This is a genomic window from Mycobacterium sp. 4858 (genome assembly GCF_900240975.1).
GTDB lineage: Bacteria > Actinomycetota > Actinomycetes > Mycobacteriales > Mycobacteriaceae > Mycobacterium.
On sequence record NZ_LT968776.1, the window covers coordinates 1,637,553 to 1,653,647 of the forward strand.

Below are 16,095 nucleotides of genomic sequence, written 5' to 3' on the forward strand. Positions count from 1 at the left end.
TTCGGCTCCCACGCTAGCGCGCTAGCGTCGCGGTGTGCATCAGCGAGTTTCCCGGCTGGCCGCGGCGCGGCTCTACCTCTGCACCGACGCGCGCCGGGAGCGTGGCGATCTGGCCCAGTTCGCCGACGCCGCCCTGGCCGGCGGGGTCGACATCATCCAGCTGCGCGACAAGGGCTCGCCGGGTGAGCAGCGGTTCGGGCCGCTCGAGGCGCGCGAGGAACTGGCCGCGTGCGAGATTCTGGCCGACGCGGCCCGACGGCACGGCGCCCTGTTCGCGGTCAACGACCGGGCGGACATCGCCCGCGCGGCCGGCGCCGACGTGCTGCACCTCGGGCAGGGCGACCTGCCACTGGACGTCGCGCGCGGGATCGTCGGCCCGGACACGCTGCTCGGCCTGTCCAGCCACGACGCCGGCCAGGCCGCCGCCGCGGCCACCGGGGTGGCCGACTATTTCTGCGTCGGCCCGTGCTGGCCCACCCCGACCAAGCCGGGCCGCGAGGCGCCGGGCCTGGGGCTGGTGCGGACCGCCGCCCGGCTCGGCACCGAGAAACCGGGGTTCGCGATCGGCGGGATAGACGAGCAGCGGCTGCGGGAGGTGCTCGCGGCCGGCGCCCGCCGCATCGTGGTGGTGCGCGCGATCACCGCGGCCGCCGACCCGCGGGCCGCGGCGCAACGGCTCAGCTCAGCGCTTGCAGCAGCGAGTTGATCCGGGGATGCATGGGCGTCTGGTCGGCGTCACCCGGCACGCACCAGACGAACACGCCGGACTCGATCTCGAACGTGCGGGGCAGGTGCCGCCGCCGCTCGTCGGCGTGATCCAGCGGCACCAGCGCCGTCGCCGTGCGCAGCCGGTGCCAGCTCGCCGCGAAGCCGGGATGCAACGGCAGCCCGGCCACCTCCTCCTCGGCGACCCAGCGCATCTCGGCGCTCTCCCCGTTGGGCACGGTGTGCAGCAACTCGGGCGCGTCGGCGACCACCGTGGTGTAGGTCCAGCGCGCCCCGCCGAGCCCCGCGATGTCGGCGGTGACCACCGTCGAGCGCACGGTCACCAGCTCGCCTGCCAGCCCGGCCTCCTCATGGGCCTCGCGGACCGCGGTCTCCTCCGGCGTCTCGTGGCTGTCGCGGGCACCGCCCGGCAGGCCCCAGGTGCCGCCTTGATGGCTCCACACCGCGCGATGCTGCAGCAGCACCGCGGGGGTGCCGTCGGGCCGGGGGGCCCGCAGCAGCAGACCGGCCGCACCGAAGCGGCCCCAGTACGGGGTGCCGCTGCTGGAAACCACCCAACCGTCGCCGTCGCCGTGCACGGGTTTCAGGATATGCGCGTGATCGCCTGGTCAATCGGTCTGCCTCCACCCATCAGGCGGAACATTCTCTTAGAATTCGCTTATAGAGTTGGTGCAGCGTTCCAGTGGCCGCGAAAGATGAGGGCTGATAACACGTGACGGTTGAGCTGGCGCACCCGTCGACAGAGCCGCAGGGGTCGCGGTCGCCGGCCGAGCCAGCCCATCCGCGCTGGTGGTTCATCTCGACCACGCCGGGCCGGATCCTGTCGATCGGCATCGTCCTGGCGGTGCTGGGCGGCATCTGCGCGTTCGCCACCTCGACCACCATCAACCACCGGCAGCAGGTGCTGACGACGGTGCTCAATCACACCGAACCGCTGTCGTTCGCCGCCGGACGGCTGTACACCACGCTGTCGGTGGCCGACGCGGCGGCGGCCACGGCGTTCATCGCCGAAGCCGAGCCGCCGCCCGTTCGGCAACGCTACGAGCAGGCCATCACCGACGCCGCCGTGGCGGTGACCCGGGCCTCGAGCGGGCTCACCGACGAACCGCTGGTGCAGCTGCTGGGCCGGATCAACGCCGAACTGGCCGTCTACACCGGCCTGATCGAGATCGCGCGGACCAACAACCGGGAGGGCAACCCGGTCGGGTCGTCGTACCTGTCGGAGGCCTCCGGGCTGATGCAGTCGACAATCCTGCCGGACGCCGCGCAGCTGTATCAGGCCACGTCGGAGCGGGTGGATGCGGAAACCACCGCGTCGACGCAGATCCCGGCGCCGGTCATCCTGGTGGTCACCGCCACCGCGGTCTTCGGCGCCTTCGCCCATCGCTGGCTGGCCCGGCGCACCCGGCGCCGGATCAATCCGGGCCTGGTCGTGGGCGGCCTCGCTATTCTCGTCATGGTGGTATGGGTCGGAACAGCGCTGACCATCTCCACGACCGCCAGCCGTAGCGCCAAGAACACCGCCGCCGACTCGCTGCGGATCGTGACCAACGTCGCGATCACCGCCCAGCAGGCGCGGGCCGACGAGACGCTATCGCTGATCCGTCGCGGGGACGAGGAGAAGCGCAAGCAGTCGTTCTATCAGCGGATCGACTCCATGCACCAGCAGCTCGACCAGTACATGGTGCGCAGCGACGCCGTCGACAAACCCGACCTGCAGGGCGCCGACCAGCTGCTGTTGCGTTGGCGGCAGGCCAACGACCGGATCAACTCCTACATTTCGGTCGGCAACTACCGGGCGGCCACCCAGGTCGCCCTGGGCAGCAGCGAAGACGACTCCACCCCCGCGTTCGACAAGCTGGAAGACCAGCTGGTCAAGGCCATGGACCAGAGCCGCACCCACCTGCGCAACGACGTCCTCAACGCCCGCAGCGGGCTGTCCGGCGCGCAGGTCGGCGGCGTGGTGCTCAGCCTCGGCGCCGCCATCGCGGTGGCGCTGGGCCTGTGGCCGCGGCTGAAAGAGTATCGATAATGACGCGGCCGGCCCGGTTGCGGCGGGCGGGCGCCGTGCTCGCCGCGCTGGCAACGGTGGGGGTGCTGGCGGGATGCTCGCACACCGAGTCGCTCACGGTCGCCAAGGTGCCGACGCTGCCGCCGCCCACCCCGGTCGGCATGCAGCAGCTGCCGCCGGAGCCGCCGCTGCCGCCGGACGACCCCAGCCAGGGCTGCGACCTGACCGCGAGCCTGCGGCCCTTCCCCACCAAGGCCGAGGCGGACGCCGCGGTCGCCGACATCCGCGCCCGCGGCCGGCTGATCGTCGGGCTCGACATCGGCAGCAACCTGTTCAGCTTCCGCGACCCGATCACCGGGGAGATCACCGGTTTCGACGTCGACATCGCCGGCGAGATCGCCCGCGACATCTTCGGCGCCCCGTCGCACGTCGAGTACCGCATCCTGTCGTCCGACGAGCGCGTCACCGCGCTGCAGCACTCCGAGGTCGACGTGGTGGTCAAGACCATGACCATCACCTGCGAGCGGCGCAAGGAGGTCAACTTCTCCACCGTCTACCTGGACGCCAACCAGCGCATCCTGGCCCCGCGGGACTCGCCCATCGCCAAGGTGGGCGACCTGTCCGGCAAGCGGGTCTGCGTGGCGAAGGGGACCACGTCGCTGCACCGGATCCGCCAGATCGACCCGCCCCCCGTCATCGTGTCGGTGGTCAACTGGGCCGACTGCCTGGTGGCGATGCAGCAGCGCGAGATCGACGCCGTCAGCACCGACGACTCGATCCTGGCCGGGCTGGTCGAAGAGGACCCCTACCTGCACATCGTCGGGCCCAACATGGCCACCCAGCCCTACGGCATCGGGGTCAACCTCACCAACACGCCACTGCTGCGGTTCGTCAACGGCACGCTGGAGCGGATCCGCCGGGACGGCACGTGGAACACGTTGTACCGCAAGTGGTTGACGGTGCTGGGACCCGCGCCCGCCCCGCCCACGCCGAGGTATTCCGACTGATGACCGAGTCGGAGAAGACCCAACAGCCGGAACCGGGCCCCGAAGACGTGAGCCCGGGCACCCAACCGCCGGACACGCAGGGCGGCCCGACGACGGGGCGAATCCAGGCCACCCAGGCGCTCTTCCGTCCCGATTTCGACGATGACGACGACGATTTCCCGCACATCTCGCTGGGCACCCTGGACACCGATTCGCAAGACCGGGTGACGATCGGGACGCGGGTGCTGCCGCCGGTCAGACACCTCGGCGGCGGACTGGTCGAGATCCCGCGGGTGCGCGACATCGACCCGCTCGAGGCGCTGATGACCAACCCGGTGGTGCCGGAGGCCAAGCGGTTCTGCTGGAACTGCGGAAAGCCGGTCGGCCGGTCGAAAAAGGGCGTCAAGGGCGAGTCGGAGGGCTGGTGCCCCGCCTGCGGCAGCGCGTATTCGTTTCTGCCGCAGCTGAATCCGGGGGAAATCGTCGCCGGGCAGTACGAGGTCAAGGGTTGCATCGCGCACGGCGGACTGGGCTGGGTCTACCTGGCGGTCGACCACAACGTCAACGACCGCCCGGTGGTGCTCAAGGGCCTGGTGCACTCCGGTGACGCGGAGGCGCAGGCGATCGCCATGGCCGAACGGCAGTTCCTCGCCGAGGTGGTGCACCCGCAGATCGTGCAGATCTTCAACTTCGTCGAGCACAAGGACCGCAACGGCAACCCGGTCGGCTACATCGTCATGGAGTACATCGGCGGGCAGCCGCTCAAGCACGGCAAGGACAAGAAGCTGCCGGTCGCCGAGGCCATCGCCTACCTGCTGGAGATCCTGCCCGCGCTGACCTATCTGCACTCGATCGGCCTGGTGTACAACGACCTCAAGCCGGAGAACATCATGCTCACCGAGGAGCAACTCAAGCTGATCGACCTGGGCGCGGTGTCGCGGGTCAATTCGTTCGGCTATCTCTACGGCACCCCGGGGTTCCAGGCGCACGAGATCGTGCGGACCGGCCCGACGATCGCCACCGACATCTACACCGTCGGCCGTACCCTGGCGGCGCTCACGGTGAACCTGCCCACCCGCAACGGCCGCTACGTCGACGGCCTGCCCGAAGACGATCCCGTGCTGACGACGTACGACTCGTACCGCCGGTTGCTGCGCCGGGCCATCGACCCCGACCCGCGGCGCCGGTTCGCCACCACGGAGGAGCTGTCCGCCCAGCTGATGGGCGTGTTGCGGGAGGTGGTGGCCCAGGACACCGGGGTGCCGCGGCCCGGGTTGTCGACCATCTTCAGCCCCAGCCGCTCAACGTTCGGGGTGGACCTGCTGGTCGCGCACACCGACGTCTACCTGGACGGCCAGATCCATTCGGAGCGGTTGACGGCGCGCGAGATCGTGACCGCGCTGCAGGTGCCGCTGGTGGACCCGGCCGACGTCGCCGCCCCGGTACTGCAGGCGACGGTGCTCTCCCAGCCGGTGCAGACCCTGGACTCGTTGCGCGCGGCGCGGCACGGCACGCTGGACGCCGACGGCGTCGAGGTGTCCGAGTCGATCGAGTTGCCGCTGATGGAGGTCCGCGCGCTGCTGGACCTGGGTGACGTGGCCAAGGCCACCAGGAAGCTCGACGACCTGGCCGAGCGGGTGGGCTGGCAGTGGCGATTGGTCTGGTACCGGGCCGTCTCCGAACTGCTCACCGGCGACTATGACTCCGCCACAACGCATTTCACCGAGGTGCTGGACACCTTCCCCGGCGAGCTGGCGCCCAAACTGGCGCTGGCCGCCACCGCCGAGTTGTCCGGCAACGTCGACAATCAGAAGTACTACCAGACCGTGTGGAAGACCAATGACGGGGTGATCTCGGCCGCCTTCGGTCTGGCCAGATGGCTGTCCGCCGAGGGCGATCGCGCCGCCGCGGTGCGCACCCTGGACGAGGTGCCGCCCACCTCAAGGCATTTCACCACCGCGCGCCTGACCAGTGCGGTGACCCTGCTGTCCGGACGGACGAAGAGCGAGATCAGCGAGGAGGACATCCGCGACGCCGCCCGGCGGGTGGAGGCGCTGCCGCCCACCGAACCGCGCGTGCTGCAGATCCGCGCGTTGGTGCTGGGCTGCGCGATGGACTGGCTGGAGGACAACAAGGCCAGCACCAACCACATCCTGGGCTTCCCGTTCACCGAGCACGGGCTGCGGCTGGGCGTGGAGGCGGCGCTGCGCAACCTGGCCCGGGTCGCCCCCACCCAGCGACACCGCTACGCGCTGGTGGACATGGCGAACAAGGTGCGGCCCACCAGCACGTTCTAGGTTTCGTCCGCCCCTTGCGCGATCGCGTGTGCGTCTAGGGCGGCGACACGCCGTACCGCCCCGCCCTGGGCGCACACTCAAAGCCGTGAGCGCACACGCGATTCGCCCAGCGCGGCACGAACCCGCCGCACGATAGCGGCGGGCCGGTCCTCCGCGACCACCCGCACAACGATCCACCCCATCCGCTCCAGCGTTTCCCTCCGCCGAATGTCCTTGACGTATTGCCTTCTGTCGGTTCGGTGTTGGTCGCCGTCGTACTCGACGGCGACCATGGGCTCCTCCCAGCCCAGATCCAGGAAGGCGAACGGGATGCCGTCGGCATCCAACACCGGTATCTGGGTCCGCGGCCGCGGCAGACCGGCGTCGATCAGGAGTAGCCGCAGGTAGCTCTCCCTGGGCGACTGCGCGCCGGCGTCGACCAGGTCTAGCGCTGTCTCCAATCGCCGCAGGCCCGGTGAGCCCGGGTGGCACCGCGCGACGCGCAGCACGTCGTCGGCCTTGAAGCCCGTCGCCCTGGCCAACGCGTCGAGGCGCGCCACGGCCGAGCGCACGGCCCCGCGCCTGCCGATGTCGAAGGCGGTGCGTTCGGGCGTGCTGACGGTGTACCCGCCGATGCTCTGCGTCTCGCCGTCCCGCAGCGCGGCGCGCCGCGTCAGCACCCCGATGGGTGCCCGGGGATTCGTGTGCACCAGCTCGACGGGCACGCTGTCGGGGATCCATTCGGTGCCATGCAGTCTGGCGGCGGCGGCCCCGACGATCGTCGCCCGACGCCCCGACCACAGCCAGGCCGCCAGGATCCGGGTCTCCAGCGATGGCTCGGCGTCGCTCGAGGCGTAGACGTTCGGGAACACGGCGCGATAGCGCGTTCTCAGCTGATGCCGGGTCACCACCCCGGCCGCCAGCGCCTCGGTGCCGATGAACGGATCCATGCCGGGAACGCTCGCACGCGCGCGGCTGAACACGTGTGCGCCCATCCACAGCGAAAACATAGGTATATGCCGCACAGTTGACGCATGCCCGGCCAGTCCACCGCATGGATCACCACCGCCCGCGTGCTGCGGCGGGCCGGGTTCGGGGTGACCGGACCCGAGGTGGACGCCGTGCTCACCGCGGGCTGGCCGCGGCATGTCGACGCCATGCTCGCCGCGGACCCCGACGCCGACCCGGGCGCGCTCGCCACCCCCATGCCCACGCTGCAGCCGCCCGGCCCGCCCGGGAAGGGCGCCACGCCGGCGGCCCGCAAACGGTACAACCAGCAGCTGACCGAACAGCAGGGCGCGCTGTCCGACTGGTGGCTGCGCCGCATGGTCGGCGTGCGGCAGCCGTTCGGCGAGAAGCTGACCCTGCTGTGGCACAACCACTTTGCCACCTCGGCGCAGAAGGTCCGGGTGGCCGCGTACATGGCCGCGCAGAACCAGAAGCTGCGCACGCTGTCGCTGGGCGACTTCCGCACCCTGGCCTATGCGATCCTGACCGACGCCGCGACGCTGCGCTGGCTCGACGGGCAGAGCAGCACCGCCAAGGCGCCCAACGAAAACCTGGCGCGGGAGTTCATGGAGCTCTTCGCCCTCGGGCACGGCAACGGCTACACCGAGGACGACGTCCGCAACGGCGCCCGCGCGCTGACGGGGTGGGTGATCGGCGCCGACGGGCACACCTCGCTGGCCGCCAAACGCCACGACGGGACGGCCAAGACGCTGTTCGGGCTGACCCGCGACTTCGACGCCGCCGGATTCTGCGATGCCGTACTGGCGCAGCCCAAGTCGGCGGAGTATGTCGCCGGACGGCTGTGGCGGCAACTGGCCTCCGACGACCCGCCGTCGGCCCCCACGCTGGACAGGCTGGTCTCCGCCTACGGACCGGGCCGCGACCTGCGGGCGCTGACCCGGGCGATCCTCACCGCCGACGAATTCGTCGCCGGCCGCGCCACCGTCGTCAACACCCCGGTCGAATGGCTCGTCGGCGTGCTGCGCGCCCTGCGCGTGCCCCTCGACGGCGCCACCGGAAAGTTCGCCGACGCGACGCTGCACGCGTTGGGCCAACGGCCCTTCTACCCGCCGAGCGTCGGCGGCTGGCCGCAGGGCCAGGTGTGGCTGTCCACCGCCAGCGCCGAAGCGCGGCTGCGGGCCGCCGCCCGGCTCGCACACGCCGGCGACCTGTCCGGCATCGAGGGCGCCGCGCCCGCCGACCGCGTCGACGCGGTCGGCTACCTGATCGGCGTCGGAGACTGGTCGGACCGGACCGCCACGGCGCTGCGGCCCCTGGTGCGCACCCCGCCGCGGTTGATCGCGGCCGCCGTCAACACGCCCGAATACCTGACCTCATAGCGAGATCCGACGATGCCCGAGATGAATCGCCGCAAGTTCCTGATCGCCAGCGCCGGCGCCGGCGCGGTCGGCCTGCTCTCCGGCGCGGTGGCGGTCGAGTGGCCCGATTTGATGCGCGCGGCCCACGACCGCCCGCTGGCCGACGGGGCGGGCGTGCTGGTGCTGATCACCCTCGCCGGCGGCAACGACGGGATCAACACCCTGATTCCTTATGCCGACAACGCCTATCACGACGCCCGGCCGGAACTGGCCTACGCCCCCGGCGACGTGCTGCACCTCGACCAGACGCTGGGACTCAACCCCGCACTCAAGGGCCTCGCCCAACTGTGGGACCAGCGGCAACTGGCCATCGTGCGGGGCGTGGGCTATCCACGGCCCGACCACAGCCACTTCCGGTCCATGGACATCTGGCAGACGGCGTCACCGGCCGAGCCCGTGTCGACGGGGTGGATCGGCCGCTGGCTCGACGCCACCGGCGACGACCCGCTGCGGGCGGTCAACATCGGGCCCGTGCTGCCCGCGCTCGCGGTCGGGGAAAAGCACACCGCCGCGGCGCTTTCCACGACCCGGTCGCCCGACGAACAGGGCCTCGACGCCTTGATGGGCGCGCTCGGGACGGACGACCCCGGCGACAGCCCGGCGATGGCCGCCGTGTGCAAGTCCTACCGCGCCGCGCGCAGCACCGGCAAGACGTTCGGATCGCTGAAAGCGTCCGGGCGCCAGGGCAACTCGCTGTCCGCGCAGCTTGACATGGTGGCCGCCGCGGTGCGGGCGCGCGTGCCGACACGCGTCTACGCGGCGCAACTGGGGGGTTTCGACACCCACGCCGGTGAACGCGACACGCAGCAACGGCTGCTCGGGACGTTCGACGAGGCGGTCACCCGGTTCCTGCGGGACGTGGCCGGCCACAACGTGGTGGTGATGGCGTATTCGGAGTTCGGCCGCCGGGTGCGCGCCAACGCATCCCAGGGCACCGATCACGGCACCGCCGCCCCCGTCTTGGTCGCGGGCACGCCCGTGCGCGGCGGCTTCTACGGCGAGGAACCCGGCCTCACCGACCTCGACGACGGGGATTTGAAGTACACCACCGATTTTCGCGACGTGTACCACGAGCTGCTGGTGCGGACGGTCGGGACCGATCCCACGCCGTCGGTCGGCGCCGGCCGCAAGAGCCTGGGCTTCCTAACCGCCTAGTGCGCTCACACAGTCGCGGGCGATGGCCAACTCTTCGTTGGTCGGGATCACCAGCACGGCGATCGGGGATTCATCGGCGGAGATCTGCCGGGCGCCCTTGCCGCCGCCGAGGTTGCGGCGCTCGTCGAGCACGACGCCCAACTCCTCCAGGCCGGCGACCGCGTCGCGACGCACCGCCGCGTCGTTTTCCCCGATGCCGCCGGTGAAGGTGATGACATCGGTGTGCCCCAAAACGGCCAGGTAGGCGCCGATGTACTTGCGCAGCCGGTGTGTGAACACGCTGTAGGCCAATTGCGCCGCGCCGTCGCCGGATTCGATCATGGTGCGCAGCCGCCGGAAGTCGCGCTCGCCGGCCAGGCCCAGCACCCCCGACCGCTGGTTGAGCATGGACTCGACCTCGTCGACGGTCATGTTCGCGGTGTGGCAGAGGTAGCTGACGATGCTGGGGTCGATGTCACCGCTGCGGGTGCCCATCACCAGGCCCTCCAGCGGCGTCAGGCCCATCGACGTGTCGAGGGGACGCGTGCCGGCGATCGCCGAAGCGGAGCAGCCGTTACCCAGGTGCAGCACAATCTGTTTCAGTCCCCGCAGCGGCCGGTCCAGGAAGTCGGCGGCCTGCTGGCTCACGTACCGGTGCGACGTGCCGTGGAAGCCGTAGCGGCGGATCTTCCAGCGCTCGGCCAGCCCGCGGTCGATGGCATAGGTCGCGGCCGCGGGCGGCATGTCGTGGAAGAACGCCGTGTCGAAGACCGCGATGTGGGGAACGTCGGGCAGCAGCTTGCGGGCCACCTCGATGCCCTTGACCGCGGGCGGATTGTGCAGCGGCGCCAGTTCGGACAGCTCGTCGAGCTTGTCGATCACCGCGTCATCCACCGGTGTGGGCCGGTAGAAGGTGTTGCCGCCGTGCACGACTCGGTGGCCCACGGCCACCAGGCCGCAGGCACGCAGGTCGATGCCCTGCTCGGACAGCGTGTCGAAGGCCTGACGCAGCGCGGCGTCGTGGTCGCGGACGGGGGACGACCCCTCGCCGATCCGCTCGACGTTCCCGGTCGCCCGGGCCGCGCCGGAGTCGGGGTCGAGCAACTGGTATTTCAGCGAGGACGACCCGGAGTTGATCACCAGCACAACCCGGCCGGCGCTAGCCACGGATGCCCTGCGCCTGGATCGCGGTGATGGCAATGGTGTTCACGATGTCTTCGACCAGCGCGCCGCGGGACAAATCGTTCACCGGCTTGCGCAGGCCCTGCAGCACCGGCCCGATCGCGATCGCCCCGGCGCTGCGCTGGACGGCCTTGTAGGTGTTGTTGCCGGTGTTGAGGTCGGGGAAGACCAGCACCGTGGCGCGGCCGGCCACCGGCGAGTCGCGCAGCTTGGTGGCCGCGACGGACGGCTCTATCGCGGCGTCGTACTGGATGGGGCCCTCGACCGGCAATTGCGGTGCCCTGAGCCGGACCAATTCCGTTGCCTTCCTGACCTTGTCGACGTCGGCCCCGGTGCCCGATTCGCCAGTGGAGTACGACAGCATCGCAACCCTCGGCTCGATGCCGAACTGCGCCGCGGTGCGCGCGGAGGAGATCGCGATGTCGGCCAGCTGTTCGGGCGTCGGGTTCGGGATGATCGCGCAGTCGCCGTAGGCCAGCACGCGATCGGGCAGGCACATCAGGAAGATGCTGGACACGGTGGAGACGTCGGGGACGGTCTTGATGATCTCGAAGGCGGGGCGAACGGTGTGCGCGGTGGTGTGGGCGGCGCCGGACACCATGCCGTCGACCATGCCGTTGTGCACCAGCATGGTGCCGAAATACGTTGCATCGCGCATGATTTCGCGGGCATGCTCGACGGTGACACCCTTGGCCCTGCGGAGTTCTGCGTACTGGTCGGCGAACCGGAAGCGCAGGTCGCTGGTGAGCGGGTCGATCACGTGCGCACCGTCGAGGTCCACTCCGAGTTCGCCCGAACGCTGGCGGATCTGCGCCTCGTCGCCGAGCACGGTGAGGTCGGCGACGCGGCGCTGCAGCACCCGGCCGGCCGACCTGAGGATGCGATCGTCGTCGCCCTCGGGAAGGACGATGTGCTTGCGATCCGAACGCGCCTGCAGGGTCAGCCGGTGGATGAACATCTGCGGCGTGGTCACCGTGGGTATCGGGATGGCAAGCTGCGCAAGCAGGTCCGAGACGTCGACGTAGCGGTCCATCAGCTCCAGCGCGGTGTCGATCTTGCGCTGCGAGCTGGCCGTGACGCGGCCCCGGGCGGCGGCGGCCGCGCTCGCGGTGTCGTAGGTGCCCAGCGTGGTACCGATGATGGGCAGTCGCAGCCGCAGCCCGGCGACCAGCGAAGCGATCGACGGATGGAGCCGGAAGCCACCGTTGAGGATGATGCACGACAGCGACGGAAAGCCTTCGGCCGCATGGGCGCTGGCCACGGCGAGCACCACGTCCGAGCGGTCACCGGGGGTGATGACCGCCATGCCGTCGCCCAGCCGTTCCAGGACGTGGTCGGCGGTCATCCCGGCGACCAGCACGCCGGTGACCTCGCGTTCCCGCAGCGATTCCTCACCGCTGACGGGCGTTCCGCCGACGGCCTTTTCGAGTTCGGCCACCGTCGGCGCGGACAGCAGCGGTTCTTCGGGCAGCACGTAGCTGCGCTGCGGGAAGGCCTCCAGCGCCTCGGCGACCTCCCCCAGCCGCGCCGGTTCGCAGCGGTTGGCCACCACCGCGGCGGTGTGGGCGCGCTGGGCGGCCAGCTCGGCCAGGCACACCTCGACGACGCGCGCGATCTCCTCGGGGGTGCGGCCCCGGCCGCTGACCGTGAGCAGTACCGGCGCCCCGAGGTTGACCGCGATGCGGGCGTTGACCGACAGCTCGGCCGGCCGGGCGACGTCGGTGTAGTCGCTGCCCACGATCACCACCGCGTCGCAGTCGTCGGCCATCGCGTGGTAGGCGTCGACGATGGTGGCGATCGCGGTATCGGTGTCTGCGTGCAGCTGCTGGTACGTCACACCGAGGCACTGCTCATAGGGCACGCCCGCGGTGGTGTGCTGCAGCAGCAGGTCCAGGATGTAGTCGCGGTCCTTGCCGTCGGTGACCCGCGTGATGGGACGGAACACGCCGACCTTGGCGACGGTCGCCGTCAGCCGGTGCAGCAGCCCCAGCGCGAGCGTCGACTTGCCGGTCTCCGGTTCCGGAGCGGCGACGTAGATCGCGGACGGTTCAGCCAAGTCGCCGCAGCCTGGGGGCCAGGTCCTTTTCGAAGAGGTCCAGGAACCGGCGCTGGTCGTGGCCGGGGGCGTGGAACACCAGGTGGTTGAGCCCCCAGTCGACGTACTGCTTGACCTTCTCGACGGCCTCGTCGGGATCGGACGCCACGATCCAGCGCTTGGCGACCTGCTCGATCGGCAACGCGTCGGCGGCCTTTTCCATCTCGATCGGGTCGTCGATGCTGTGCTTTTGCTCGGCGGTCAGCGACAGCGGCGCCCAGAACCGGGTGTTTTCCAGCGCCAGCTCGGGATCGGGGTCGTAGGAGATCTTGATCTCGATCATCTTGTCGATGTCCTCGACGGATCTGTCCGCGGCCGCTGCCCCTTCTAAGACGGCCGGAATCAGCTTGTCCTTGTAGAGCTCCTCGCCCTTGCCGGAGGTGCAGATGAAGCCGTCGCCGGCCCGCCCGGCGTACTTGGCCACCGCCGGGCCGCCGGCGGCGACGTAGATCGGGACGCCGCCCTCGGGCACGTCGTAGATCGAGGCGCCCTTGAGCCGGTAGTAGTCGCCGTCGAAGTCGACGCGGTCGCCGCGCCACAGCTCGCGCATCAGGCGCACCGATTCGCGCAGCCGGGCGAACCGCTCCTTGAACTCGGGCCACTCGCCCTCGTATCCGGTGGCGATCTCATTGAGCGCCTCGCCGGTGCCCACACCCAAAAAGATCCGGTCCGGGTACAGGCAGGCCATGGTGGCGAAGGCCTGTGCGATGACGGCGGGGTTGTAGCGGAAGGTCGGCGTGAGCACCGAGGTGCCCAGCACGATCCGCTCGGTGCGTTCGCCGACGGCGGTCATCCAGGCCAGCGAGAACGGGGCATGCCCGCCCTCGTGCCGCCACGGCTGGAAGTGGTCGCTGACGGTTGCGCTGTCCATGCCGTGACCCTCAGCGGCCACGGCGAGTTCGACGAGTTCACGCGGTGCGAATTGCTCGGCGGATGCCTTGTATCCAAGTTTCAGTTCAGCCACGGGTCATTTCTACTCCTAGGTTGACGGTCGCGACCCGCCGCGCCCGGCTTCGCCGCGCTTGCGATCACTCCTCGCGGCGATCGCTCCTACACTCGCGGGCATGGCGCAGCTGGTTCAGGTCACCGACACCGTGTACCTCGCTCAGGGGCACGCCGTGAACTGGACGTTGGTCGTCGACGGCACCGGCGTCATGCTGATCGACGCCGGCTATCCCGGGGACCGCGAGGACGTCCTGGGCTCGCTGGCCAAGCTGGGCTACCGGGTGGCCGACGTGCGCGCCGTCCTGTTGACCCACGCCCACATCGACCACCTGGGTTCGGCGATCTGGCTCGCCGGCGAGCACGGCGTGCCGGTGTACTGTCACGCCGACGAGGTGGGGCACGCGAAACGGGAGTACCTGGAGCAGGTGTCGACTATCGATGTGGCACTGCGCATCTGGCGCCCGCGCTGGGCGAGGTGGACGGCCCACGTGGTCCGCAGCGGCGGCCTGATCCGCGACGGCATCCCCACCGCCCAGCCGCTGACCGCCGAGGTGGCCGCGGGCCTGCCGGGCCAACCGCGGCCCGTCTTCAGCCCCGGCCACACCAACGGACACTGCTCGTACCTGGTCGACGGCGTGCTCGTCAGCGGCGACGCGCTGATCACCGGCCACCCGCTGTTACGCCACCGCGGGCCGCAGCTGTTGCCGGAGATTTTCAGCCACAGCCAACGGGATTGCCTCCGCACCCTGTCCGCGCTGGCGTTGCTCGACACCGAGGTCCTGCTGCCCGGGCACGGCGACGTGTGGCGCGGACCGATCCGGGAGGCGACCGCCGCGGCGCTCGCGCTGGCCGGCGCCTGACGACGTGGGCCTACACTCGGTTGGGGTGGGCGCGAAGGGGCACGGATGACCACCGTCGATATCCAGGGCCTGGCCTTCGCCGGCGTGGCGCGGCAGGCGCGCTTGGTGCGCGATCGTGAGGTTTCTCCCCGCGAGTTGGTGGCGCTCTACCTGGAGCGGATAGCCGAACTGGACCCGGCGTTGAACGCATTTCGCGTCGTGCTGGCCGAGCAGGCGATGGCAGAGGCCGCACACGTCGAACGGCGGCTGGCCGCCGGGGAGATGCTGCCGCTGGCGGGCGTGCCGATCGCGGTCAAGGACGACACCGATGTGGCGGGGGTTTCGTCGATGTGCGGCACCGGGATTGACACCGGGCCGGTGAGCAGCGACAGCGCGGCGGTGCGGCGCCTTCGGGCCGCCGGGGCGGTGATCATCGGCAAGACGCATCTGCCCGAGTTCGGTGCCGTCCCGATGTGCGAGTCGCCGACGTGGGGCGTGACACGCAATCCGTGGCGACCGAACCGGACCACGGGGGGCTCCAGCGGTGGTTCGGCGGCTGCGGTGGCGGCCGGCATGGTGCCCGGGGCGCTGGGCACCGATGGGGGCGGCTCGGTTCGCATTCCGGCCGCGTGCTGCGGGGTGGTGGGACTCAAGGGCCAGCGCGGCTGGATCAGCACCAAGCAATCACCCGAGCGGGCCTATCGATTCCACGGGCTGCACCACATCGGAACGCTGGCCCACAGCGTCGCCGACGCGGCGCTGCTGCACGACGCGATGGCCGGCGCCGAGCCCGACGACGAGATCGCCTCGGTGTCGCCGGCACCTCCGTTGACGGACGCGGCGGCGGGCCCACCGCGCCGGCTGCGGATCGCGATGTCGTTCAAACCGGTGATTCCCGTGCCGGTCAGCGAGGAGGTGCGCCGGCCGGTGTTGGAGACGGCCGAGTTGCTGCGCTCGCTCGGTCACGAAGTCGTTGAGCGTGATCCGGTCTACCCGCTGCCCGCGATTCTCTCGGTGTTCGCGCTGATGATGCACGGGCTCGCCGAGGAAATCGAGCGGCTGCCCACACCGGAGCTACTGGAACGGCGGATTCGGGCCGAGGGCCGCACCGCCCGGCTGATCCCCGACTGGCTGGCTCACCGCGCGCTGGCCGCCCGCGACCGCATGAGCGAGCGTGGGCTGCGGCCCGTCGCCGATTGCGACGTGCTGATGACGCCGGTGCTGGGTAAGCCGCCGGTGCCCGTCGGGCACCTCGACGGGTTGGGCCCCACGCGCGCCATGGCGCGGGTGTTGGCGTTCATGCCGTTCACCCCGCCGCAGAACTACACCGGACAACCGGCCATGTCGATTCCGGCCGGGATCTCGGCCGGCGGCCTGCCCGAAGCGGTCCATCTGGTGGGGCGGCCCCACGATGGGTCAACATTGATTTCCCTTGCCGCGCAACTGGAATCGGTGCGCCCGTGGGCGCAGCGCCGTCCACCGGCCGCGCGGTACCCCACACCGGCTTAGGGCCA

The 16,095-nt window shown here is 70.6% G+C and carries 13 protein-coding genes; 8 read left to right on the top strand and 5 right to left on the bottom strand.

What is annotated here, in order from left to right; all coding sequences use genetic code 11:
- The first annotated feature begins 34 nt into the window (after window positions 1-34).
- A complete protein-coding gene (thiE, locus tag C1737_RS16315; protein ID WP_102418899.1) occupies window positions 35-706 on the top strand; it encodes a thiamine phosphate synthase in 672 nt (223 codons plus the stop codon).
- Here the strand turns inward: thiE and C1737_RS16320 are convergent.
- Window positions 678-1,304, bottom strand: a complete 627-nt coding sequence (locus C1737_RS16320) for an NUDIX hydrolase (RefSeq protein ID WP_068099176.1) — start codon at window positions 1,302-1,304, stop codon at window positions 678-680. The two genes, thiE and C1737_RS16320, sit on opposite strands and share 29 nt — an antisense overlap.
- Window positions 1,305-1,438: 134 nt before the next feature.
- On the opposite strand from C1737_RS16320, the gene glnX reads away from it, so the two are divergent.
- The 3 genes from glnX to C1737_RS16335 are packed head-to-tail and all read left to right on the top strand — an operon-like array spanning window position 1,439 to window position 6,020.
- Window positions 1,439-2,758: a protein kinase G-activating protein GlnX gene (gene glnX, locus C1737_RS16325; RefSeq protein ID WP_067927005.1), complete on the top strand. Its 1,320-nt coding sequence runs from the start codon at window positions 1,439-1,441 to the stop codon at window positions 2,756-2,758.
- Window positions 2,758-3,744 (top strand): glutamate ABC transporter substrate-binding protein, encoded by a 987-nt coding sequence (locus tag C1737_RS16330; protein WP_067927001.1) that lies wholly within the window; start codon window positions 2,758-2,760, stop codon window positions 3,742-3,744. Before glnX ends, C1737_RS16330 begins: the two co-directional genes overlap by 1 nt.
- Window positions 3,744-6,020 carry a serine/threonine-protein kinase PknG gene (locus C1737_RS16335; protein ID WP_102418900.1) on the top strand — a complete coding sequence of 759 codons (2,277 nt, stop codon included), beginning with the start codon at window positions 3,744-3,746 and terminating at the stop codon, window positions 6,018-6,020. Before C1737_RS16330 ends, C1737_RS16335 begins: the two co-directional genes overlap by 1 nt.
- 77 nt (window positions 6,021-6,097) lie before the next feature.
- On the opposite strand, the gene C1737_RS16340 is transcribed toward C1737_RS16335, so the two are convergent.
- On the bottom strand, window positions 6,098-6,949 hold the full coding sequence (locus C1737_RS16340; RefSeq protein ID WP_102419980.1) for a DUF559 domain-containing protein: 852 nt from the start codon (window positions 6,947-6,949) through the stop codon (window positions 6,098-6,100).
- Between the two features lie 84 nt (window positions 6,950-7,033).
- On the opposite strand from C1737_RS16340, the gene C1737_RS16345 reads away from it, so the two are divergent.
- Together C1737_RS16345 and C1737_RS16350 are read left to right on the top strand one after the other, a co-directional pair.
- A complete protein-coding gene (locus tag C1737_RS16345; RefSeq protein WP_067919949.1) occupies window positions 7,034-8,347 on the top strand; it encodes a DUF1800 domain-containing protein in 1,314 nt (437 codons plus the stop codon).
- Window positions 8,348-8,359: 12 nt separating this feature from the next.
- Complete coding sequence (locus C1737_RS16350; protein WP_102418901.1) at window positions 8,360-9,541, top strand: DUF1501 domain-containing protein; 1,182 nt, start codon at window positions 8,360-8,362, stop codon at window positions 9,539-9,541.
- Here the strand turns inward: C1737_RS16350 and C1737_RS16355 are convergent.
- The 3 genes from C1737_RS16355 to fgd are packed head-to-tail and all read right to left on the bottom strand — an operon-like array spanning window position 9,530 to window position 13,761.
- On the bottom strand, window positions 9,530-10,687 hold the full coding sequence (locus C1737_RS16355) for an acetate kinase (protein ID WP_231985698.1): 1,158 nt from the start codon (window positions 10,685-10,687) through the stop codon (window positions 9,530-9,532). The two genes, C1737_RS16350 and C1737_RS16355, sit on opposite strands and share 12 nt — an antisense overlap.
- Window positions 10,680-12,758 carry a phosphate acetyltransferase gene (gene pta, locus C1737_RS16360; RefSeq protein WP_067919954.1) on the bottom strand — a complete coding sequence of 693 codons (2,079 nt, stop codon included), beginning with the start codon at window positions 12,756-12,758 and terminating at the stop codon, window positions 10,680-10,682. The genes C1737_RS16355 and pta overlap by 8 nt, the downstream gene beginning before the upstream one ends.
- Window positions 12,751-13,761: a glucose-6-phosphate dehydrogenase (coenzyme-F420) gene (gene fgd, locus C1737_RS16365; protein WP_067919956.1), complete on the bottom strand. Its 1,011-nt coding sequence runs from the start codon at window positions 13,759-13,761 to the stop codon at window positions 12,751-12,753. Before fgd ends, pta begins: the two co-directional genes overlap by 8 nt.
- 100 nt (window positions 13,762-13,861) lie before the next feature.
- On the opposite strand from fgd, the gene C1737_RS16370 reads away from it, so the two are divergent.
- Window positions 13,862-14,602, top strand: a complete 741-nt coding sequence (locus C1737_RS16370; protein ID WP_068091895.1) for an MBL fold metallo-hydrolase — start codon at window positions 13,862-13,864, stop codon at window positions 14,600-14,602.
- A gap of 45 nt (window positions 14,603-14,647) precedes the next feature.
- On the top strand, window positions 14,648-16,090 hold the full coding sequence (locus C1737_RS16375; protein WP_102418902.1) for an amidase family protein: 1,443 nt from the start codon (window positions 14,648-14,650) through the stop codon (window positions 16,088-16,090).
- Window positions 16,091-16,095 lie beyond the last annotated feature (5 nt).

Coding starts and splice junctions, on each gene's coding strand:
- C1737_RS16330 (WP_067927001.1), top strand. CDS start 2,758: ATGACGCGGCCGGCCCGGTTGCGGCGGGCGGGCGCCGTGCTCGCCGCG.
- C1737_RS16335 (WP_102418900.1), top strand. CDS start 3,744: ATGACCGAGTCGGAGAAGACCCAACAGCCGGAACCGGGCCCCGAAGAC.
- C1737_RS16340 (WP_102419980.1), bottom strand. CDS start 6,949: ATGGATCCGTTCATCGGCACCGAGGCGCTGGCGGCCGGGGTGGTGACC.
- C1737_RS16345 (WP_067919949.1), top strand. CDS start 7,034: ATGCCCGGCCAGTCCACCGCATGGATCACCACCGCCCGCGTGCTGCGG.
- C1737_RS16350 (WP_102418901.1), top strand. CDS start 8,360: ATGCCCGAGATGAATCGCCGCAAGTTCCTGATCGCCAGCGCCGGCGCC.
- C1737_RS16370 (WP_068091895.1), top strand. CDS start 13,862: ATGGCGCAGCTGGTTCAGGTCACCGACACCGTGTACCTCGCTCAGGGG.
- C1737_RS16375 (WP_102418902.1), top strand. CDS start 14,648: ATGACCACCGTCGATATCCAGGGCCTGGCCTTCGCCGGCGTGGCGCGG.